At 27.2% G+C, this 23,251-nt stretch carries 17 protein-coding genes; 12 read left to right on the plus strand and 5 right to left on the minus strand.

Translation table 4 applies throughout. The features are described from left to right. The first annotated feature begins 1 nt into the window (after position 1). Genes JV175_RS00105 through JV175_RS00125 form a run of 5 tightly spaced genes read left to right on the plus strand, consistent with a single transcriptional unit; the run spans position 2 to position 5,351 of the window. Entirely contained in the window at positions 2-979 is a 978-nt protein-coding gene (locus JV175_RS00105; protein ID WP_205498139.1) for a thermonuclease family protein, read from the plus strand. Between the two features lie 12 nt (positions 980-991). Beyond that, a complete protein-coding gene (locus JV175_RS04240) occupies positions 992-3,241 on the plus strand; it encodes an ATP-binding cassette domain-containing protein (protein ID WP_205498140.1) in 2,250 nt (749 codons plus the stop codon). A gap of 1 nt (position 3,242) precedes the next feature. After that, positions 3,243-4,274 (plus strand): carbohydrate ABC transporter permease, encoded by a 1,032-nt coding sequence (locus JV175_RS00115; RefSeq protein WP_205498670.1) that lies wholly within the window; start codon positions 3,243-3,245, stop codon positions 4,272-4,274. Then, positions 4,216-5,199, plus strand: coding sequence for a carbohydrate ABC transporter permease (locus JV175_RS00120; protein WP_205498142.1), 984 nt, complete (start codon positions 4,216-4,218; stop codon positions 5,197-5,199). Before JV175_RS00115 ends, JV175_RS00120 begins: the two co-directional genes overlap by 59 nt. A 2-nt stretch (positions 5,200-5,201) precedes the next feature. Continuing rightward, positions 5,202-5,351 (plus strand): hypothetical protein, encoded by a 150-nt coding sequence (locus JV175_RS00125; RefSeq protein ID WP_205498144.1) that lies wholly within the window; start codon positions 5,202-5,204, stop codon positions 5,349-5,351. A gap of 85 nt (positions 5,352-5,436) precedes the next feature. Here the strand turns inward: JV175_RS00125 and JV175_RS00130 are convergent, their stop codons facing one another. From JV175_RS00130 to JV175_RS00140, 3 genes are all read right to left on the minus strand, one after another. After that, positions 5,437-5,847 carry a DUF4231 domain-containing protein gene (locus tag JV175_RS00130; RefSeq protein WP_205498146.1) on the minus strand — a complete coding sequence of 137 codons (411 nt, stop codon included), beginning with the start codon at positions 5,845-5,847 and terminating at the stop codon, positions 5,437-5,439. Continuing rightward, complete coding sequence (locus tag JV175_RS00135; RefSeq protein ID WP_205498148.1) at positions 5,822-6,295, minus strand: DUF4231 domain-containing protein; 474 nt, start codon at positions 6,293-6,295, stop codon at positions 5,822-5,824. Before JV175_RS00135 ends, JV175_RS00130 begins: the two co-directional genes overlap by 26 nt. 90 nt (positions 6,296-6,385) lie before the next feature. Beyond that, complete coding sequence (locus JV175_RS00140; protein ID WP_205498150.1) at positions 6,386-6,796, minus strand: hypothetical protein; 411 nt, start codon at positions 6,794-6,796, stop codon at positions 6,386-6,388. 89 nt (positions 6,797-6,885) lie between these two features. Between JV175_RS00140 and hrcA the strand changes: the two genes are divergently transcribed. The 6 genes from hrcA to JV175_RS00170 all read left to right on the plus strand — a co-directional run bounded on the left by hrcA (position 6,886) and on the right by JV175_RS00170 (position 17,539). Beyond that, positions 6,886-7,884 (plus strand): heat-inducible transcriptional repressor HrcA, encoded by a 999-nt coding sequence (gene hrcA / locus JV175_RS00145; RefSeq protein ID WP_205498152.1) that lies wholly within the window; start codon positions 6,886-6,888, stop codon positions 7,882-7,884. Between the two features lie 3 nt (positions 7,885-7,887). Beyond that, positions 7,888-8,721 carry a nucleotide exchange factor GrpE gene (locus tag JV175_RS00150; RefSeq protein WP_205498154.1) on the plus strand — a complete coding sequence of 278 codons (834 nt, stop codon included), beginning with the start codon at positions 7,888-7,890 and terminating at the stop codon, positions 8,719-8,721. 103 nt (positions 8,722-8,824) lie between these two features. Further along, entirely contained in the window at positions 8,825-13,294 is a 4,470-nt protein-coding gene (locus JV175_RS04245) for a PDDEXK-like endonuclease domain-containing protein (RefSeq protein WP_205498156.1), read from the plus strand. Between the two features lie 208 nt (positions 13,295-13,502). After that, positions 13,503-14,540 (plus strand): alcohol dehydrogenase AdhP, encoded by a 1,038-nt coding sequence (gene adhP / locus JV175_RS00160; RefSeq protein ID WP_205498673.1) that lies wholly within the window; start codon positions 13,503-13,505, stop codon positions 14,538-14,540. A gap of 205 nt (positions 14,541-14,745) precedes the next feature. After that, complete coding sequence (gene dnaK / locus JV175_RS00165) at positions 14,746-16,560, plus strand: molecular chaperone DnaK (protein WP_205498164.1); 1,815 nt, start codon at positions 14,746-14,748, stop codon at positions 16,558-16,560. A 115-nt stretch (positions 16,561-16,675) separates the two neighbouring features. Next, positions 16,676-17,539, plus strand: a complete 864-nt coding sequence (locus JV175_RS00170) for a Cof-type HAD-IIB family hydrolase (protein WP_205498166.1) — start codon at positions 16,676-16,678, stop codon at positions 17,537-17,539. Positions 17,540-18,168: 629 nt separating this feature from the next. Here the strand turns inward: JV175_RS00170 and JV175_RS04250 are convergent. Next, positions 18,169-20,262, minus strand: a complete 2,094-nt coding sequence (locus JV175_RS04250; RefSeq protein ID WP_205498168.1) for a DUF262 domain-containing protein — start codon at positions 20,260-20,262, stop codon at positions 18,169-18,171. Positions 20,263-20,382: 120 nt separating this feature from the next. Continuing rightward, positions 20,383-21,576, minus strand: a complete 1,194-nt coding sequence (locus tag JV175_RS00180; RefSeq protein ID WP_205498170.1) for a phosphopentomutase — start codon at positions 21,574-21,576, stop codon at positions 20,383-20,385. Between the two features lie 72 nt (positions 21,577-21,648). On the opposite strand from JV175_RS00180, the gene pyk reads away from it, so the two are divergent. Beyond that, a complete protein-coding gene (gene pyk, locus JV175_RS00185; protein ID WP_205498172.1) occupies positions 21,649-23,043 on the plus strand; it encodes a pyruvate kinase in 1,395 nt (464 codons plus the stop codon). The last annotated feature ends 208 nt before the right edge of the window (positions 23,044-23,251 follow it).

Genomic DNA, 23,251 nt, shown 5'->3' on the forward strand with positions numbered 1-23,251 from the left:
TATGCTTAAAAACAAAAAAAGAATATTATTTTCTTTGCTAGCAGTTAGTGCAATAAGCACTACTGCTTTTGTTTCACTAGCAACAAGTTGCCAGAATAGTGAATATAAAGAATTCTTAGATAAACAAAAAGAACAAATTTTAAATTTTGATCCTGCCCATGTTACACAAAAACTAAATCAAACATTTACTTTTGAAAAAAAATTAACTCCAACTTCATTAAGAAAAACAAGAGTTACAGAAAGTTATTGAGATCTATTTAAACATTATGAAGGTGAAGTTGTAAATGTTTTTGATGGTGATACTTATACTTTAAAAATTAAAGTTCCAAATCCAAATAAACCAAATGAATTTAGCACACAAAAAGTAAAAGTTCGTTCATGAGGAATTGACACACCAGAAACAGAAAGTGACAAAGTTCAAAGAGTTAGCCAAAAAGAACAATCATTTTCAGATAGAGATACTGAATTTGCAAAATCTTTATTAACACCACATAGAAAAGTTATTTTAATTGCTGACTTGAACGTAAAATCATACGATAGAGTTATTGGAATAACCCTGTTTTCTGACAAAGAAAATCCTGAATCGCTTTCAGATTATAATCACATTTTTGAAATAGAAATGCTTTACAATGGATTTACAGTTTCAAGAATAAATTCAACCGATGTTTCAACTGGTAAATACGAAAATCCACAAATTAAAGAAAACCCTGATGAACCAGCCGAAACATTCCAACAATTATTTTTATGAGATTTTGCTTACGCATGAAATAATGCAATCTTAAATCGTAAAAACTTCTATAATAATTACCGTTATCCATATCAATTACAAGATGAGGTGTATGGAAGTCATGGAGATGTTATAACATCAGATGTTTTACTTCCAGAATTAACAAGATATCCAAAACAAACAACAGCCGAAAATAATATTTTTAAATTCTTAAAACAACAGTTGGATGAAAAGAAAAAAGATAAAAACTAGATAAGGAGTTATATGCCAAATAATATTGACAAAGCGCAAGAAAAAATTTATCAATATTCAAAAGAAAGATATATTGCAAAAAAAACAACCCCTGCAATCGAAATTAAAAACTTAGTTATTGATTTTGGTGATGCAGTTGCAGTTGATAATGTTTCATTTAATATTGAAGAAGGAGAATTGGTTACTTTACTAGGTCCTTCAGGAAGTGGTAAATCAACAACACTAAATGCTATTTCAGGTTTATTAAGACCATCAAGTGGAAAAATCTTTTTCCGTGGGATTGATGTTACAAAATATTCTCCACAACAAAGAGAATTAGGGCTTGTTTTCCAAAACTATGCTCTTTATCCACACATGAGTGTTTATGATAATATTGCCTTTCCTTTAACTAATGATGAACATTGAAAATCAGAAACAATCGAAAATTCAAGAATTGCTCAACATAAAATTTACGAAAAGTTATTACAATATTTCAAAGCTCAAGATAATCAACTTACAGAATTAAGAAAAATATTTTACATGACAATTGATAATCCTAAAGAGGGTTATAAATATCTACTGGAATTACAATCAACAAAAAGCAATATTTCTGAAAAAAGCTCAAATGAATTCAACCGTTTACAAGCTAAAAAAATTGCTGACTCTAATACTTTAACTGCAAAAGTAATTAATACTTCTAAAGAAATTCGAAACCAATACAATATTTCAAAAACAGTTATTGATTTTTCAATTGATCCTGAATATTTAGGTGCTAAAGAAAAAGAACAACAAATTATTAATGAACTAAATTCAGAAGTTTCAAAATTTATTGAAACCGAAAAAACTCTTCGTGCAGAAGAAAAACAATCAATTCATGCAATTAATGGTCAAATCCTTGCTGAATTTGAAGAAATAATGGCAGGCTGAAATAGTCATCTAAGTTCTTTAGAATTAAGAAAAAGCGCAAATGTTTTAGATAAATTAAAACTAAAAAAACTTTACGCTAAATACAAAAAAAATGAATTAAAGTTACCATTAAAATTAAAAATTTACGAAGAACAAGAAAAAAGACTTGCGAATATTAAAAAAACAGTTGTTGATATTCGCGAAAACTACTCAACATTAATGCAAAATGTTTTTAAAGAAATTCAAAGTATTGAAAACAGAAACATTATTTCTCACGCTTTCTTAAAAGCTTATGATAAAGCTTTATATAAAATTTATAAATTTGAATATTCAACTTCAAAACAAAAAAATATATTAACTCTAGCAACTTGAGAATCAAGATACAAATATGAAAAATTACTAGAATCTAAACACAAAATTAATGATGATATTAGAGCAACAAAACAAAGAAATGCAAAAATAAAAGCAGATATCTTTGAAAAATACAAATCAAACATGCAATTAGTTTTTGACTCAATTTTCTTATCAAACAAAGTCAAAGCTAAAACATTTAGTGGAAAAATTAAAGAATTAATCACTAAATTACCAAAATCAGATCAAGAAGAAATTCATGAATTAGCAAAAGATGTTTTATCAATTTCTGATGCTATAAATCGTGATGTTCTAGAAGTTGCTCAAAAAGTTGAAATTACTAAAAACTTATACAAAAAACCAACTCAACTAAGTGGTGGGCAACAACAACGTGTAGCTATTGCTCGGGCAATCGTTAAAAAACCAAAAATTTTACTACTTGATGAACCACTTTCAAACTTAGATGCTAAATTAAGAATTTCAACAAGAAAATGAATTAGACAACTTCAACAAGAAAGTGGAATAACAACAGTATTTGTTACCCACGATCAAGAAGAAGCGATGTCAATCAGTGACAGAATTGTATGTATGTCAACAGCGCAAGTTCAACAAATTGGTTCTCCAATGGATCTATATGAACGTCCTACAAACGAATTTGTTGCTAAATTCTTAGGAATGCCAGAAATGACAATCGTTGATGCTGATGTTGTCGATGGTTATGTTGTAATAAATAATACAAAAATTAGAAAAGTTAAAGATTACACAAAATCAAAAATTAGAGTTGGTTTCAGATCTGAAACATTATCAGAAATGGATAATGGTTTCATTAAAGGAACACTAAAAGTTGTTGAATATCTAGGAAAAGAAATTCAATCACAATTAGAATTAGAAAATCTTAATACAATCGCCAACGTTTACTTAACTCAAAAAGAACGTTACGAACTTGGTGAAGTTATTACATTAGGTGTTAAAAAACCAGAAAAATTACATTTATTTGACATTGAAACAGGAAAGAGAGTTGAATAAAATGACTAACTTCTTCAAAAATTTATTTTTAAAGAAGTTTAGAATTAAAAAATCGATTCAAGGTTTAAGTATTTTAAACAGAAATGAAAAATTCTATAAGCCACTTTTATTAATTCTTCCTTCTTTATTAACCATTTTATTATTTACATTAATTCCTTTTATTATTACAATTTCTAATGCATTTACTAAACAAGTTGGTTTCCATGCATGAGAAACTGTTCCGAGTTTACAAAACTTTCCCGATATTTTTTCAAATCCATGATTTTTAGTTGGAATCAGAAATTCAATCGTTTATTCATTAACATCACTGCCAATTTCTTTATGTATTTCAATTATTATTTCATCGGCAATAGCTCATGTTATTAGAAAATGAGCAAGAGGATTTTGACAAACAATTTTCTTCTTACCATATGTAACTAGTGCGATCGCAGTTAGTGTTACATTCTTCTACATTTTTGATACAAATGCGGGGATTGTTAACTCAATTTTTGGAGTTAAAATACCATGATTAACAAGTGGTTCGGACTCATCATGATATCCATTTGTTGCTATTTTAGTTAACGGTGTTTGGGGAAATCTAGCATTCCAAATTCTAATTCTAACTTCAGCAATGCTTTCAGTTAGTCCTATGCTTTATAAATCAGCTTCTATTGATGGTTCATACAAATTTAAACAGTTTTTTGCAATTACACTACCATCAATTAGAAAAACAATTTCTTTCTTAATTACAATCGGAATTATTGGGGGAATTAAAACTTTCCCACTAGCTTTATTTAACAACCAACCAGTTGAAGCGTTCTCAAATGGTGGTTCAACAATCATGTTATATATTTACTACATGGTTCAAAGTGCCCAATTCTATAAAGCTGGTGCAGCTTCATTAGTATTATTCGTTTTAGGGGTAATTATTTCATTCGGGCTAAGAAAAGTAGTTTCAATTTCATATGACTTGAGTACAAAATTAGGGGTAAGACGTGTCACAAACAAGATTAAGAATCAAACATCATTTTCAAAAAAAATCTTTAAAATCTAAACAACAAAACCTTACTTCTCAAGTCGAAACTAGAAACTTAGTTGCACAAATTCTTTCACTTGCTTTCAAAATAACCATTCTCGGTTTCTTTGGACTAATAATTTTATTCCCTTTCTACTTCATGATTTCACAATCACTTGTACCAGCTGCATCATCTTCAGATACTCAAACTATCTTCTATTATCCACACTCAACTACATCAAGTAAGTTAGAATTAGATTGATCAAACTTTGTTAATGCCTTTCAAAAGGGTTACTTCAATGCAATCTTATTCACTGCAGGTACTACTGCATTAAGTGTTACATGTCGTATCTTCTTTGCTATGACATTTGGATATGCATTTAGCTTAAGAAAATGAAGATTCAAAAATCTTTCATGAGCTTTCTTCTTAGCGCTACTAGTTTTACCAGAAACAGCTTTACTAGCTGGACAATATCAAGTTGTTGTACGTTTAAACTTCCACGTTGGTTCATGAAAAATGGTAGCACTTACAATGCCTTTCGTTGCTAGTGTTTTCTCAGGATTTATGTTTAGAAATGCTTTCGAAGCGATTCCTGATTCAGTTAAAGAAAGTTCAATGATTGATGGAGCAAGCGAATTAAAATTCTTTGTTAGAATTGCAATTCCAATGATTAAATCAACACTTTGAACAGTATGTATTCTAACAGCTCTTGCTTCATGAAACTCATTCATTTGACCACAATTAATTTTAGGTTCTAAAGGTGATGGTGGTTATACAGTAATGAACGTATGATTATTCACTACAGGTAAAAATGAAATGAACCCTGAAGATACTCAAATTGTTAGAAGTATCCGGATGGCAGCAACAATTCTTGTTATTCTTCCTATGTTTGTTACATACTTTATTTTCAGAGGAAGAATCATGAAAGCAATTTCAAGACAAGGTAGTGGACAAAAAGGATAATTATGAAAAAAACTTTAACCAAAACTGGAAAATTTTTAAAAAGACATTGAAAAACAATTTTTGTCGGAATTATTTTCGTAATTGGAATCGCTTTTGCAATTATCGCTCTTTATGGACTAGTACTACTACCAATTAACTGAGTTTCAGCTTAAAACAAACAAAAACTGACTGAAGAAGTCAGTTTTTTATTTATTCTTTTTCTAATATAAATATTAAAAAAGTTGACATTGTCAACTTCTAATTTTGATTTTTAGATAAATCATAAATTTGATTAGCTAATTTTGTTACATTAACAACTTCTGGATTTTCAATATACTGTTTTTTGAGATTTTGAATATTTCTTAATTTAGTCATATTTGCATCGCGATCGCCCTTAAAATCAAAAAATAACATTATTGATTGAATAAATACAACAATTGCTGATAATATGGCAATAATTAAAAATAAAAGTTTTAAAGTAGGATCTTCATTTCAACGAATTGCAAATAAGTTTAAAAGAATTTGTAGTGATGAAATAATCATAATAAGAAGACTGATTGCAATATAAATTAGTCTTGAAATAACATATTTTTTCCGATAACGTTTATGTTTTTCTTCGTAGTCAGTTAAAACGCTTAAATCTTTATTGTTGTTTGTCTCTTGTTCCATAGCTTATTCCTTCATAGTTTAATGAACAAATTTCACAGAAATTTTTATAAAAGTTTAAATCACGCTTTTTGTGGCGGTATTCACCTAATCTTTGATTATATAGCACTAATTCGACATTAATTTTGTCGAGTCTGTCACGATATTTAATTATTTTTTTACGGAGCGAAAAGAAAGACATAATACTTGTGAAAAAAGTAGTTCCAGCAGTTATTCCAGTAGTAATCAATAAGTATTTCGATCAGCTATCTTCTCCAAAAGCTTTAAAATTGTAGTAAAGCTGAATTGACCCAAGAATAGAAAGCACAACAGTAATAATTAAGATTAAAACATTTAGTAAAATAAATCAAAAACCTCACAAGTTGATTCTTCTTTTCATTTTGCTTGTGTATCACTGCACAAAATCATTTAATTCTTTGTATTCTTCTAATTTCGGCGTATTTCTACTCATCTTTTTCACCCTTTAAAGTATTTAAAATAATATTTTTGATACTTTGATTAGCTTTATTTTTTTCTAAGTTTTCAATTTTTTGTTTGTTTTCTAAATAGTCTTCTTTACTGAAATCTTCATCATATTTATAAATATTTTTGAGATATATTCTAATGATTCATACATTTTTTTATAGGTATAAGTTTTCGCAAAAGATTTATAAATTGATTGAATAATTGCGAAAATAAAAATTAAAATTGTGAATACAGCAACAGTGATTGTCAAAACAATAGGTTCATTAATTTTTTCACTAAATTGTCCAGCTTCTTTAAGGGATTCTATTCTCTGTCTACCTAAGTGAATTGCATAACTTGCAATTCCAATAATGCTTAAGTTAATTAAGATAATTATTGCATCAAAAAGTGATTGAAAAAATACATCAATTTTAATCTTTTTTGATACTTTTTTACTTTCAGCATCAAAATATTCAATTAATTTTTCATTTAATTCTTTTTTTTCCATAAAAACAATTATAACAAATATATTTAGCACTCAAAATATAAAAGTGCTAATGAATGCTAAAATTAGTGTATAATTTTTAAGAGGTTATTATGAGTAATTTAAATCCAAAAGAACGTGACATATTTAAAAAAATTGTTGATAGTTATATCGAAACAGGAAATCCAGTAGGTTCAAAATATTTGTGTGAAAGATATCATTTACAATGTTCGCCAGCAACAGTTAGAAACATTATGTCTAATCTAGAAGAAAAAGAATATATTGAAAAAAATCACACTTCTAGTGGTCGTATTCCTTCTTCAAAAGGTCTTGAGTTTTATGCTAAATTTTTAGCTTATAATCCAGAAAAATATTTCAAAGAAAAATTAGAAGATATGCTTGCAAAACGTCGTTTGTCAATTGATACAACAATTGAACAAGCGGCTAACGTAATAAGTGAAGTTGCTGGACTTACTCTTGTTACAGTTTCAGAAAATTCTGATGAGGTCTTAAAATCAATTCAATTAACTGTCTTGGGCGAAGATAGTGCAATTATTGTTTTAGTTACTTCTAGTGGTAAAGTTGAATCAAAAGTATTTAATTATGATAACGAAAAAATTCAACTTGATGATGTAAGAATTGCTGTTCGTTTGTTTAAAGACAGATTAATTAACACACCTTTAATTGAATTAAAAGAAAAAGCAAAAGCGCTCGCTCCATTACTTGCTGAAAAAGTCAAAAATTACGAAATTTTAATGCAAGAATTTATTAAAAACATTTTAACTTTTGAAAGCAATTTCAAATCAAAAATTTATAATAAAAATCAAATCATTCTTTCCCGTGATATTTCACGTGAACAAATTACTGAAATATTTGAAATGATAGAAAACCATTCTGTTTGAGAAGCCTTAGAACAAGACTTAGATGAAGAATCTGCTATTAAATTTGACATTAATAATGATCAAAATGTTAGTCTTATTTCAAAAAAAATTGAATTTCAAAATTCTGATAATATTAAAGAAATATCGATTGTGGGACCAAAAAGAATGAATTATGAAAAAGCAATTGAAGCAATGTCAATTGTTGAAAAGCTATTAAAGAAAGGATATTAGTTTATGAATGAAACAAAATTATTAATTGAACAATTTGATACATTAACAGTTTCTTTAAACACTAAAACTGATAACAAAAAAAATGAAGAACTTTCATTTGACACAAAAAAAGTTATTTTTGGTTTTAATCAATTACCTAGTGAACTTGAAAAATATATTTTGGAAAATAATGATAAATTAAACCTAAATAAAGAAATTAAATTTGTGAGTGAAAACAAAAAAAACGTGTATAAATTTAAAATCTTAAAATTAAAAAAAGCTTCGCAAACTGAAAAAAATGATAAACAAATGATTTTAGATTTAAGACAAAAACTTTTAAAATCAGAATCTAGTGAATTATTATCTAATGTAAAAATAATGAATTTAGAAAAAGAAAACAAAAAAAATATTGAAGAATTTAAGAAAAAAGTAGAAGCAATTCAATTAAAAGCTCACGAAGAATTAGAAGCTCAAAAATCTAAAAATTATGAACATCTTCAACAAGAAAGTGCAAACTTTAAAAAATACGCAACTCAATCATTCATGGAAGATTTTGTTGTCGCTTTTGATCAATTAGACTTGGCAGTAAAATCAGGATTTAATTTAAATAATGATGTAGTACAATCATACGCAAAAGGATTTACAATGCTTCTTTCAAGAATTGAAAAAATTCTTGAAGAAAACGGGGTTCAAAAAATAATTCCTGAAATCGGTTCTGATTTTAATCCTCATACACAACAAGTTTTTGAATTAGCTGATCAGGGGCAGCCAAAAGATAAAATTCTAAAAGTAAAAAGCAATGGATATAAATTACATGATCGTGTTATAAAACCAGCTTTAGTTATCGTGCAAAAATAATTTGAAAATCAGGGGTTCCTGATTTTTTCATTTATTTTTACTTTTTCTTAAGTTTCTTAATCTTATTTTTTATAATTTATTAAATCATTATTAAGGGGTGTGTATGCAAAATAAATTTTCTGAAAATATCGATAAGTTAAAGAGTAAATTATTAAACCTATCAGCTAAAAATAAAGCGATCAACATTGTTTCTGATTCTTCAACGATATCATTACTAACTTCATCTAATCAAATTATTTTGATGAATAGCGAGAAAAAATTATTATTAGGTTCACAAAGATCTGATGGAAATATTAAAGCTTCACAAAAACAAGAAGATTTTAACAAGGTTGTTAAAGAACTTATTACAAAGCAAAGTTTTTACTCAGAGGAATACGGAATTGAAGTTTTATATCTTACTTTGGGAATTTTAAAATGAAATGATAAAAGTGCAAGAGAATATCAATCACCTTTAATTTTTATTCCGATAAGAATAAAACAAGCCATAGAAGATACAAAATATGAAATTTATTTAGATTTTTCGGAGTTTGAAATTAATTATTCTTTAATAGAAAAACTTAAAATTGAATATCGCCTTGATATTAGTGAAATATATAAATTCGATTCTCTTGAAGCAGAGCAATTTCAACAGTTTATTATTAATCTTCAACAAAAAACAGAAAAAATAAAATTTTCTGTTTTAGATAAAAGTTTTATTTCAAATTTCTATTTCAATAATATAAATCTAATTAAAGATATTGAAAAAAATTATCAAAATCTCGAAAATAATGAGTTAATTAATTCATTATTAAATGGCAAATCTTATATAAACGTACCAATATTAACTTCTTTTCAAGCGCAAGAAAACATTAACATCGATAGTTACTATCATCCTCTAAATAGCGATAGCTCTCAAGAAGTGGCAATTCAATCAATGATAAATGGTTCATCATTTGTTTTGCAAGGTCCTCCTGGTACTGGAAAAAGCCAAACCATTATTAATATGATTTCTGAAGCTGTAGCACGAAATAAAAAAGTTTTATTCGTTGCGGAAAAAAGAGCTGCAATTGATGTTGTAAAACAATGATTAGTTAACTTAAATTTAGGTGATTTTATTTTTGATATCTACGATGTAAATGAAAGCAAAAAACTAATTATTGAACAATTAATAAACACCCTAAATAAAATAGACAATACACAAAGTGAATACGCATCAAATTCAATTCAAAAAATCACTTATAATCACAAAAATAATGAAAAACTTATTAAAAATTATTTTAATGTTTTAAACAAAAACGTTTATTTAGAATTTAATTTATATGAAATTATTGGTTTGTATCAAAACATTGCTTCAAAATATAAAACAGATTTTATTTTCGAATCTCCAAATAAAATGAATTTACATTTTAATGAGCAAAATATTAATTTATTTAAGCTAATAAATCAAAAGCTAAAACTAACTTCTAATTATTATGAAAAACCTTTTTCAAATTTTAAAAAAGCAAAAATTTCACTAGAAGATACACAAAGATTACAAAAAGAATTTTTAAACTTGTTGAATTTAGTAAACGATGTTAAAAAATATTCTGCAACTCTCCTAAAACAAAACTATGCAAATTATAGTTTTAATGATGTAAATCGTTTCATCGATTTCATTGAGCTTTCAAAAAAACATGAATTCGTTAAAACATTTAGTCTTCATGACTCTATGTTAAGTGGATTAATCGAAAATCTTTTAAAAATTCATAATTTGAGCAAAAGATATGAAAATGATAATTACTTATTAGCACTAGATAATGACAAGATGGCTAATGTTACAAAAGTTATAAACAAATCTAACGTTTCAATGACATTCAGTTATAAATATCAAATTATTAAGAAAATTTTAAAAGAATATGGTATTGATTTTAAAAAACAAGACTTGTATTCAATTAATGATGATGAAGTAGAATATTTAGAATATAAACAAAATATTCAAACAATAATCAAACAATATAACATGTATATTGATTTTAAAGATAAAGAGGATTTATACAATTGAATTTCTTTTGCTTTATTTATGAAAAAAACTAGAGAAATATTCCTTGATAATAAATTTTTAATTCAACACAGTTATAAAGACTTATACGATTTTATTAAGCTAAACCTTAATGATGGAAACTTAAACAATTTTGCTGGTCAATATAAACAAAGCATTGAATTTATTCACCACTATTTTGATTTTGATTTAGATCTGTCTTTTGACGAAAACATGAAAAATATTCAAAAGATTTTAACCAACTGAACCAGTGTTATGAATATTTTTGATCTTAATAACTTTGTGTTAAATTTTGAAAATAGTGAAGTTAAAGAATTTGCGCTTAAACTTCTTGAATTACAAAAAGAGGATGATTTCGAAGTTTATTATGAAAAAGCTTTCTATCAATCGCTGATTACACATTGCTTAAAAGAAATTAGTGATACTGAATATAAATTTTTAGATTTAAAAATTCAGGAATTACAAAATCTACATCATTCTATTTTAGAAATATCTAAGTCTAAACTTAGTCAAAAAATCTGGGATGCTTTTAAAAACAATGAAAAATTAACTGAAAACAATAATGAAGTTGTTTTACTAAAAAAAGAATCAACTAAAAGTCGAAATATTCGTCCAATTAAAAAACTGCTTGAAGAAATTGGAAATTTAATTCTAGATTTAAAACCAATTTTTATGATGTCGCCTTTATCAGTTAGTTCCTACTTAAAAGATTCTGATATAAATTTTGATTTAGTTATTTTTGATGAAGCTAGCCAAGTAAAACAAGAAAGTGCATTAACAAGTCTCTTAAGAACCAAACAAGTTGTTATTGTTGGAGATAGTCATCAGCTGCCACCTACAAGTTTTTACGAAGCTAAAATTGAAGAAGAAAAAGAAGATTATGATGATATTCTAGCTTTTGATTCTTTATTAGATTCGGCGTCAGCGATTTTACCAACCATTTCTTTAAAATGACACTATCGTAGTAAGTTTGAACATTTAATTGCACCTTCAAATAAAGATATTTATAAAAATTCTTTATTTACTATTCCGAACCGTTTTGAATACATTCCGAATAATTTAGAATCGCTTCAATATGTTTATGTAAATGGTATCTATGAAAATCGTGCAAATGAAAAAGAAGCCGATGAAGTTATTAAGCAAATTAAAAACATTATAAAAAAACATCAAAACAAAAAAAGTATTGGGGTTGTAACATATAACACTCAACAACAAAAATTAATTCAACAAAAATTAAATAAAATTGCTAAAGAAGACAAAAAACTTTTAAGCATTATAAATACACAAAACAATAAAGATTATTTATTTGTAAAAAATGTTGAAAGTGTTCAAGGTGATGAACGTGATATCATTATCATCTCAACAACTTTTGGTTATGACAAAAATCAAAGAATCTCAATGAATTTTGGACCAATTAACAATATTAATCACGGATACAAACGTTTAAACGTTGCATTTACACGAGCAAAAGAATCAATGATTTTAGTGTCTTCTCTTTATCCTGAAGATATTGATTTATCAAAAACACAATCAAGTGGAATTATCTTCTTTAAAAATTATTTAGAATACGCAAGAAATCACTTAAATTTAAATAATCAACAAGATTCAAACATAAAGAGTTCTCTTTTTGCACAAACAATTTATAAGGAATTGACCAATGCAGGTTATGATGTTAGTTTAAGTATTGGTGAAAGTAATTACAAATTAGATATGGTTATTTTAGATCCAAAAACAAAAGAATTTGTTATAGGTATTGAGTGTGACGGCAGTGTAGATAAAAATTCAGATTCTATGCAAGATAGAGATATTTTAAGACCAATATTATTGCAAAACAATGGATGAAAAATTTATCGTATTTGATCAAGCTATTGATTTGAAAATTATGATCAAGAAAAACAAAAACTTTTCGACTTTATTAATGAAAATATCAATGTAAAAACCAATTCAAAAGATAAAAAAATTGGTTTGAAAATTGTTAATGAAACAAAATCATTACAACCTAAAAAATCTAAAACAACAAAACTAACTTTTGAAAAATATCCTTCATATGAAAAAACTTATAAAAAAGCAAAACGTGAATTTAAAGATAGTGATTTAGCTTTAATAAATTTTTTAAAACTTTTAAGTCCAATTAATATTGATGAAGTCAAAAAATACATTCTTGAATTTATGGGACAAAAACAATGAAGCTCACAAACTAATATCGACTTTAAGAAAATATTAAATAAACATAAAAAAGATTTTGAAATTAAATTTGACGATGATTTTATTTGCTTTGCAAACCAAGAAATAAAATTTAGACAAACAATTATCGAAAAATCAGAACGTCGTATTTTTAAAAACATTTATTGACAAGAATTACAAAATGGAATTTTAGCAATTGTTGATAACCAAGAAAAAATCGATGCTAATATTCTTAAAAAACAAATTATTAATCTTTGTGGTTATACAGTATTATCAAAACAAATGAATGAATACTTAGAAACAATATTGCAAAAAATGTCAAGAACTAGAAAGATTAGTTACAAAGAAGGACAAATTCTTAAAAAATCCTAATTAAAATTTGTATATTTTTATATCAAAATGTCAAAATAAAAATATTACTTTTGAAAGTAATACACAATTTTTTAACATTTTGATATTTTTTTATAAAAAAGCTAATAATTTTTCTAAAAAAACAAATCTTTTTCTGATTGACAAAAAATTAACCGGTATTATAATGAGGGTAGAATGAAGGAAAGAAGGAAACAAGATGTCAGAAAAGATGAAAGCTTTCGTGGTGCGTTCACCACGTAAATGAAGTATCGAGGAAGTAGATATTCCTGAACCTAAAGAAAAAGAAGTTTTAATTAAAATGGAAACAAGTGGAATTTGCCACACAGATTTACACGCTGCTAATTTTGATTGATTAGTAGAACCTAAATATCCACTTATTCCAGGTCATGAAGGAATTGGCATTATCACAAAATTAGGTCCTGGATGTACTCACCTAAAAGTTGGAGATAGAGTGTGCTTAGCATGATTACATGATGCTTGTGGGCACTGCGAATATTGTTTAACCGGAAAAGAAACATTATGTCCAACCCAAAATATGTCAGCTTATACTAAAGATGGTTCTTTTGCTGAATATGCGATTGGACATGAAGATTATGTTGGTATTGTTCCTAAAGAATTAGATTTAATTACAGGAGCTCCAGTTGTTTGTGCTGGTGTAACAACTTATAAAGCTGTAAAACAAGCTAAGCTAAAACCAGGGCAATATGTTGCTATTATTGGAGTTGGTGGACTAGGACAAATGGCTATTCAATATGCTAAAGCAATGGGATATCGTCCTATTGGAATAGATTTAACTGATGAAAAATGTGAACTAGCTAAAAAATCTGGTGCTGAATATGCATTTAATTCTAAAAAAGAAGATGTTGTTGCAAAAGTTATTGAAGTTACAAAAGGTGGTGTTCATGCAGTTGTTAATACTTCTGTAGCAACACCAGCAGCATATCAAGGAATGCAAATGCTACGTCGGGGGGGACGTCAAGTTTTAGTGGGACTACCAGCAAAAGATAGTTTAGGTAAAGATGAATTTCCTGTTTCAGTATTCTGAACTGTTCTTTGTGAAAGAGAATTAGCGGGATCAATTGTTGGAACACGTAAAGATTTAGAAGAAGCATTAGATTATGCAGCAAGAGGGCTAGTAAAATCAGAAGTAACAAAAATTGTAAAACTAGAAGATGTTGCATCAATTTTTGAAAAACTTGAAAAAGGCGAATTTTTAGGTAGAGCGGTTATTGACTTTCGTAAATAATTAATTTTTAATGACTACAGCTATTTGGCTGTAGTTTTTATTTATGTATAAGGAAGAAAAAAGAACACCAAAAATATTTTTTAAAAAAATTAGCACTAATTTAGCAAGAGTGCTAAAAATGTGGTAAAATATAGTTATCTTTGATGTTGATAACGTCATCGAGCCAAAATTAAAAATAATGTTATGTTAAATAAAGGAGAACAAAATGGCTAAAGAAGTTATTTTAGGAATTGACTTAGGAACAACAAACTCAGTTGTATCTATTATTGAAAACAAACAACCAAAAGTTTTAGAAAATCCAAACGGTAAAAGAACAACTCCATCAGTAGTAAGTTTCAAAAATGGAGAAACAATTGTTGGAGAAGTAGCAAAAAGACAACTTGAAACAAACCCTAATGCTGTTGCATCAGTAAAAAGATTAATGGGAACAAGTGAAAAAGTTAAAGTTAATAATAAAGAATATACACCTGAAGAAATTAGTGCAATGATTCTTTCTTATATGAAAGAATATGCAGAAAAAAAAGTTGGTCACTCAGTTAAAAAAGCAATTATTACTGTACCAGCTTACTTTGATAATGCACAACGTGAAGCAACTAAAAATGCTGGTAAAATTGCTGGATTGGATGTTGTTAGAATTATTAACGAACCAACAGCTGCTGCACTAGCATTCGGAATTGATAAAGAGAAATCAGAAAACCAAAAAGTTTTAGTATTTGACTTAGGAGGAGGAACCTTCGACGTTTCAGTTTTAGATATGGAAGAAGGAACATTCCAAGTTCTATCAACTTCAGGAGACAATCACCTAGGTGGAGATGATTGAGATAATAAAATTGTTAACTGAATGGTTGAACAAATTAAATCAGAATATAAATATGACCCTAGAAATGATAAGATGGCAATGGCTAGATTAAAAGAAGAAGCTGAAAAAGCAAAAATCATGCTTTCATCATCATCAGTTGCTTCAATTTCGTTACCATTCTTAGCAGTTACAGAAGATGGACCAATTAACGTTGAACTTGAGTTAAGCCGTTCAAATTTTGAAAAAATGACTGAAGATTTACTAGAAAGAGTTAAAAAACCAATTCTAGATGCACTTAAAGAAGCAAAAATTTCAGCTTCAGACTTAGACGAAGTTTTACTAGTTGGTGGTTCAACAAGAATGCCAGCAGTTCAAGAACTAGTTGAAAAAGTATTAAACAAAAAACCTAACCACTCAGTAAACCCAGATGAAGTTGTTGCAATGGGAGCTGCAATTCAAGGTGGAGTTTTAGCTGGTGAAATTGATGATATTTTACTACTTGATGTTACACCATTAACATTAGGTATTGAAACAGAAGGTGGAATTGTTGCACCATTAATACCACGTAATTCAAAAATTCCAGTTTCAAAATCACAAGTATTCTCAACAGCAAGTGACAATCAAACAGCAGTATCAATCGTTATTGTTCAAGGTGAAAGACAAATGGCTTACGATAACAAAATTTTAGGTCAATTTAATTTAGAAGGAATTGATCCAGCTCCTCGTGGAGTTCCACAGATCGAAGTAAGCTTTAACATTGATGTTAATGGAATTACTACAGTAACAGCAAAAGACAAAAAAACCAACAAAGAGCAAACAATTACAATTCAAAACTCTTCAAAACTTTCTGAAGAAGAAATTGAAAAAATGGTTAAAGATGCTGAAGAAAATCGTGAAGAAGATAAAAAACGTCGTGAAGAAATTGAAACTAAAGTTAGAGCTGAAAGTTTTATCAATCAATTAGAAAAATCATACGAACAACAAAAAGATAAATTTAATGAAGATCAAAAAACTAAAGCACAAGCTGAATTAAAAGAATTAAAAGATTTATTCGATGAAAAAAAATGAACTGAATTAAAAGAAAAAATAGATGCTTTTGAAGCGCAAATGAAAGCTTTCCAAGAACAAATGGAAAAATCAGGAATGAAACCTGAAGATTTAGAAAACATGATGAATAACATGAATAATTCTTCAAAAGATGAAGAAACAGAAGCTAACTAATAAAATTTTCTAAAAATAATAAAACCCTTAATGCTAATTGGTAAGACCCATTCAATTAGCATTTTTTTATTCTTTGGGTTAAAATATTTAATATAAATAGAGAAAGGGAAATAACATGAATAAACAAATTAAACCATTGATTTTCAGCGATATGGATGGAACCCTATACAACACAAGTTTTAAAGTTCTGGACACAACCAAAAAAGATATTGATTTTGCAATTACTAAATCATCTGAAAACTTTAACCCCGCTGATTTTAATTTAGCAACAGGTAATCCTTTATTTGAAAGAGTACATAATATTGCGAATTATTTAAATGCAAGATTTATTATTGCTTCTTCAGGAGCTCAAATCTATGATAATGTTGAAAAAAGAATGATCTTAGAAAAGTATATTGATGATGAAGTTTCACAAAAAATTATTGCTTATGCACAAAACAAAAAATTAAGATTAATTTTCTTTAATTCGCAAGAATATTTTTACTTAAATTGCACTCCTGAAGAATTAGTGATTGTTAAAAAATATCACTTTGATACTGAAGAAGGTGCAAGTATTGTTCAGGAATACAAAAATCAAAAAATTGAGAAAATTGCAAAATTTGAATTCTGAAACGACACAGAAAAAAATCCAGATGTTATTGCAGATCTTAATAAAATATATGACAATATTGTTGTAACTCACGGAACTATTGAAATTATGCCAAAAGATATTTCAAAAGGGCAGGCTATTGAATACCTTTTAAAAAACTTCTATCCAGCACACACACTAGCAGATGTTATGGCAGCTGGAGATAGTGGAAACGATATTAGTATGCTTTCAATTTGTGGTTATTCATATGCAATGGCAAATTCACAACCAAAAGTATTTCCTTATGCAAAATATTACACTTCAGCCGTTGAACAAAACGGACTTGGCGAAGCGATAATTGATTATTTATATCGTTTTGATAATATCATCAAAAAATATTTACTTCACTAATATTAATACTTAATGCCACCCTAATTAAGGGTGGTTTTTATTTAAAATAATGTTGAAAAATATTTCAATATGCTGAAAGAAAATTATTATGCATACTACTGAAATTTGAAATCTTCATTCCGAAAAAACTTGGTTCGAAATTTTTAACTGAACATTATTAATAGACTTAATTATTATCTTGATATTACTGGTAACTTATGTAATATTGTCAACAAAAAATATTGGCACAGTAGATTTTAATACAATTATATTAAAGGGAGAACAAATTTAGTATAAGTACAATGACACTTTGAGCAGTACCATATGTTTATTTAATAACTGGGTATATTATTCAATTTATTATTCTTGTTTTTAAAAATAACAAATGATATCATTGCTTGATACCTTTATTATTTTTTAGAACCATATTTTCAGGCACATTAGATGCAGTGATGTTTTCAGTATTTTTAACAATCTTCTCATTTATGATATTATTTTGAAAAACAAAGTTTTTACTGAAAATATAAACAAAACATAGCAAAATTTGTAACTCTAGTAAGTTGCACAAAAAAAGCATTCTGTTTAGAACGCTTTTTTTGTGCAAAAATACAAAATCTAAAAAAATATTTAACATTTTTATTGTTTCGAAATTACTTTTTTGATTTTATTTCAATTTTAAAGTCTTCTAATAACTTTTCGTCTATTTCTTTTATTAAGCTTATCGTTCTTCTTAATAATTCTTTAGAGCTTCCATGGAAGTCTAAAAGAACATTTTTATCTAAGTTGCAAATAACCTTGCTGGTTTTGTCTAAATTTTCAAAAAATTCTTTTGTAATCAAAAATTTACATTCATCACTTTCACATAATTCTTTAAACTTTTCTGGATAATATTTGTATAGCTCTTTTGCAACAGATTTGAAAAAAAGCGCTACTGAAGGTTTATCTAAATAAAATCATTCATTTTTAATTTTAGATATTTTAAAACCTGTAATATTTTCATCCGCTGTATTAATAGTAATTGTTTTGTCTAATGTTTTTTCTTCCCTTTTTACATTTTTTAATTTAGGTACAGGGTATATTTTTGTTATTTTATCAACAAGCAATTTTGTTCGATTTTTAATTTCATTCTCTGTTCATTTATTTTTATTTAAAATAGAATTATTGATATTTGAATATTTTGATTCTTTATATAAAGCTTTCTTTTTAGCAAAAGATTTGTTGGAAATTTCTTGATTTTTTGCGGTTAATGTTATGTTTCCTAGAAGGTGTAAATTTTCGTTGTGAATCTTTTCTCAATCGATACCCAATTCATTTTTTCAAATATTTTCCTTATCTAATATTCTTGGCATTATATGTTCTAACTGTATATCATCATAATTAAGAATCTTAATTTTTTCTTGGCTTTCAAAGGTTTCGATCTTATTGAGAATGAATTTAGCAAATTTATTAGATTTTTTATCAACATAAAAAGGAACTACTTCTAAGTAACTTAATAACTCATCATCACTTATTAGCTTTGCATCTCTATAACCACGTTTTTCGATACTGTTTCTTAAGAAGTCTGATAAAAAATCACTTAGTAAAATATTTCTTTTTTTGTTAGAATCATCATTTTGCTGGCTTATTTTCATTTCTGTTTCGATAATTTCATCTAGTTTCTTAAACAGGAATTTAGTGTTAGCGTTCTTTCCTGAAAGTTGAATTCTTACTTGATATGAAGTTATTAAATCTACAATTCTTGTAAACTCTTCTTCATCTATTTTTTTGTTATCATATTTTTCCATGACTTTAATTAAAAACGGAGCTGCATCAAACATATTGACTTCTCTTCAATTTTCCAAAGAATTATTAATTCTTTCATTATATTTATCATATTTTTGATTAAGGAGAATCTTATACATTTCGAGATACTTATTTAAATTATTTAAAATAAATGTTTTGTTTTGTTTTCGATATTTGTCAACATTTAGGAAATAGTCATATGTTTTTTTAATATTCAATTGTGAAGCGTTATCATCATAAACTAAATAGTTTAAAAAGAACAATTCTTTATCTTTTGTGTCATTTTTTAATATGTTGTCAATCTTTTTTCATTTTTCAAAATTTTCGTCATTTATATCATTCATTAATAGAAAGTTTTTAATTAAATCTACTTGACTAAGTTTTTTTCCGGTAGCATTTATTGTACGATAAATTTCAGAAGGGTTATCATCATTTTCTTCATCATCCAATAAGATTAAACCCATTTCGATATTTTTTATTTTTTCAACAAGAAAGTGTGCTTCTTGGTAGTTTGATACTATTTTTTGGTAATAGTTTTTAATAGTTAAAAATGCATTCTCCATAAAATTATTTTTAGGAACAAACAAGTCAATCACTTCTTCTTTGTTTTTCATTTTTTTCAGAATGTCATTAATATTTTTAAATTGTGTATAATCATTTTGATTTTTAAAAATAATATTGTAATGATCATTGTTGGCAATGTTTTGAAAGTTTATTAAAAACAACAAAATAAGAAATAAAGTAGTTAACCTTTGTTGACCATCAATAATAGAAAATGTATCATCACCTTCTTTTTTTAAAGTAATCATTCCTAAAAAAATATTCTTTTTAGATTTTTGAATCTTTTCAAATATTTCTTGAATTTGTTGCTCTTCTCAACAATAATCTCTTTGGAAAGCGGGAACTATAAGCTTTTTTCATGTATCCAAGTATTTACCAAGTGTAATTTTTTTTATTTCCATAGTTATTTAATTATATATAACCTAATAAATTAATATTTAATTTAATGCTTTTGTTTAAACAATTTGTCTATTTTTGCGTTTTTTAATAAAAAAATAAACCCAGTGAAGGGTTTATTTAAATTATACTAATTGGTCAAAAATATCTTCACCTGTTTCAATTAAAGGACAATCAAAGTTACGAGCAACGATGTTACCTGCTGTTCCAAGTCCCATTAGAGGTTGCTTGAATACACTTGGTTTTTTAAATGATTTAGAAAAGACTGTTAATGGCAATGCTTCTCTTGTGTGGTCACTGCCTTTTCATGATGGGTCGTTTCCGTGGTCAGATGTCATAATTAATAAGTCATCATCTTTCATTGCATTAATTAATTTTGCTAATTTAACATCTAAATGTGAAATATTTTCGCTGTACCCAATTGGGTTACGACGGTGTCCGTAGTGACTATCGAATTGAACTAAGTTAACAAAAACGAATTGATTTTTTGATTCTGAAGAAGCAATATCAATTGCAATATCCATATTTTCATCGTCACTTGCAGGTCCGTAAATTGTATCGATACCTACTCCTGAAAAAATATCTTTAATTTTACCAACACCAATTGTCTCAACACCTTTTTCTTGTAAAAATTCTAAAAGTGTTTTTTTAGGTGGTTTGTTTGCGTGATCATGACGGTTAAATGTTCTTGTAAAGTCACCATCTTTTCCGATGTAAGGTCTTGAAATAACTCTCGCAACGTTTCAGTCAGGATTTGATGAACAAATTTCACGTGCTTTTTTAGCATACTCATTTAATTTATCAAGTCCTAGAGTTTCTTCGTGTCCACAAATTTGTAGAGTTGAATCGGCAGAAGTATAAACAATGATTTCACCTGTTTCCATTGAACGTTGTCCAAGTTCTTTAAGAATAACTGTTCCACTTTCCGCACGATTACCAATTAATTTTCTTCCGTCTCATGCTTTTGAAAGCGCATCTAACATGTCTTGTGGGAACCCGTTTTCAATAAATTGTGGGTTAGGTTGAGTAGTTAAAATACCCATCATTTCTCAGTGACCTGTTAGTGTATCTTTGCCGTTTGAAAGTTCGTGTATTCTTCCGACATACGCTAAAGGATTTTTATTTCTTGCAACATGACCAGCCATTTGAGCAACTTCAGTTATCCCTAATTTTTTTCATGTTGGAATATTAAATGGAAGAGCTTCAGATGCGTGTAAAAATGAATTTGCACCCTTATCCCCGAATTCTTCTTGTCTTGGTTCAGGACCAATTCCTAAACCATCAGTAACAATCATAAATATACGATTAAATTTTGGCATTTTTTCTCCTTATTGTATTCTAATTTTAATATAAAACATGTAAAATAAAAATATCAAATATTTAGGAGAAACATGAACGAAAATCAAAAAACAAAAATCGTTGCAACTATCGGACCCGCTTCTGATAATTATGACACTTTAAAACAATTAGTTCAAAACGGAATTACATGTATTAGAGTTAACTTTAGCCACGGTAGTGGAAAAGAACACAAAATAAAATATGACACAGCAAGACAAGTGGCTAAAGATTTAAATATTAATCTTTCATTATTACTTGACACAAAAGGTCCTGAAATTCGGATTGGTAAAATGCAAGACGACATTCAATTGATTGAAAAAAACCAAACTTTAAAATTAATTTGTGACTCAACAATTTATTCAACATTTATTGGAAATAACAAAGAAGTTTGTGTGTCTTATGAAATGCATAATGACTTAAAAGAAGGCGATGTTGTTCTATTAGATGATGGTAAATTGAAAACTGTTGTAACCAGAATTTATGACAATGTTGTAGAAGTTCTAACAAGTAATTCACACAATTTAAAAACTAATAAAAGAATTAACATTCCTGGTGTAGACTTTTCACTACCGTTCTTATCGCAAAAAGATAAAGATGATGTTTTATTTGGAATTGAATACGGTGTTGATATTATTGCGGCAAGTTTCGTTAACTCAAAAGAAAACATTCAAGAATTAAGAAGCTTCCTAAACGAAAATGGAGGAAGCCATATTAAAATTTGTTCAAAAATTGAATCACAAACAGCTATTAATAATATTGATTCAATTATTGAAGCAAGTGACTCAATTATGATTGCACGTGGTGATTTGGGACTTGAAATTCCTTATTACATGGTGCCAAATGTTGAAAGAATGATTATTAAAAAATGTAATAAACTAAACAAAGAAGTAATTGTTGCAACTCAAATGCTTGATTCAATGGAAAAAAATCCATTACCAACAAGAGCAGAAGTAAGTGACATTTACTGAGCTAACGTTTTAGGTGCTGATGCAACAATGCTAAGTGGTGAAACAGCATCAGGGTCTTGACCTGTTGAAGCAGTTAAAATTATGAATAAAGTCAATCAGCAAGCAATGGAAGATTTATTTAATGATTCAAAAAACTATACAGAATATTTAGACAGTGTATTAGAAATTTCAGATGAAGAAGAACAATGAGCCTATGATTTGGCAAAAGAAATATATTCTTCAAACGAAGAAGCAATCATTATTGCAACAGATGATTTAAAAGATTTAAAAGTAATTTCTAAATATCGTCCAAAAGCAAGAATAATTGTAATTTCTAATGATGAAAAATTAAAAAACAGTTTAGGTATTATGCATAATGTTTTTGCAAGTAATGTTGATTCAGATAAATACGAAGACTTTTTAGAAAATGAAGATTTCTGAAAAGAATTTGAAAGCAAACACAACTTAGAAGATAAAGAATATACAGTTTTAATTAAATAAAGCAGTATTGCTAACATATTATTTACATAGCGGTTGAAAAATCGCTATTTTTTTATCTAAAAGCAATAATCTATTGTCTACCAATTCAATATTTAATTTCTTTTTCTCTTTTTATTATTAACTTTCTTTTCGTTGTTATTTTATTTATTTCACAAGTTACTTTTTAGAATAAATTTAATACGAAACAAAAATAATGACTGTTATTATT

Source organism: [Mycoplasma] gypis, from assembly GCF_016924775.1.
In the GTDB taxonomy this organism is placed as follows: Bacteria; Bacillota_I; Bacilli_A; order Mycoplasmatales; family Metamycoplasmataceae; genus Metamycoplasma; species Metamycoplasma gypis.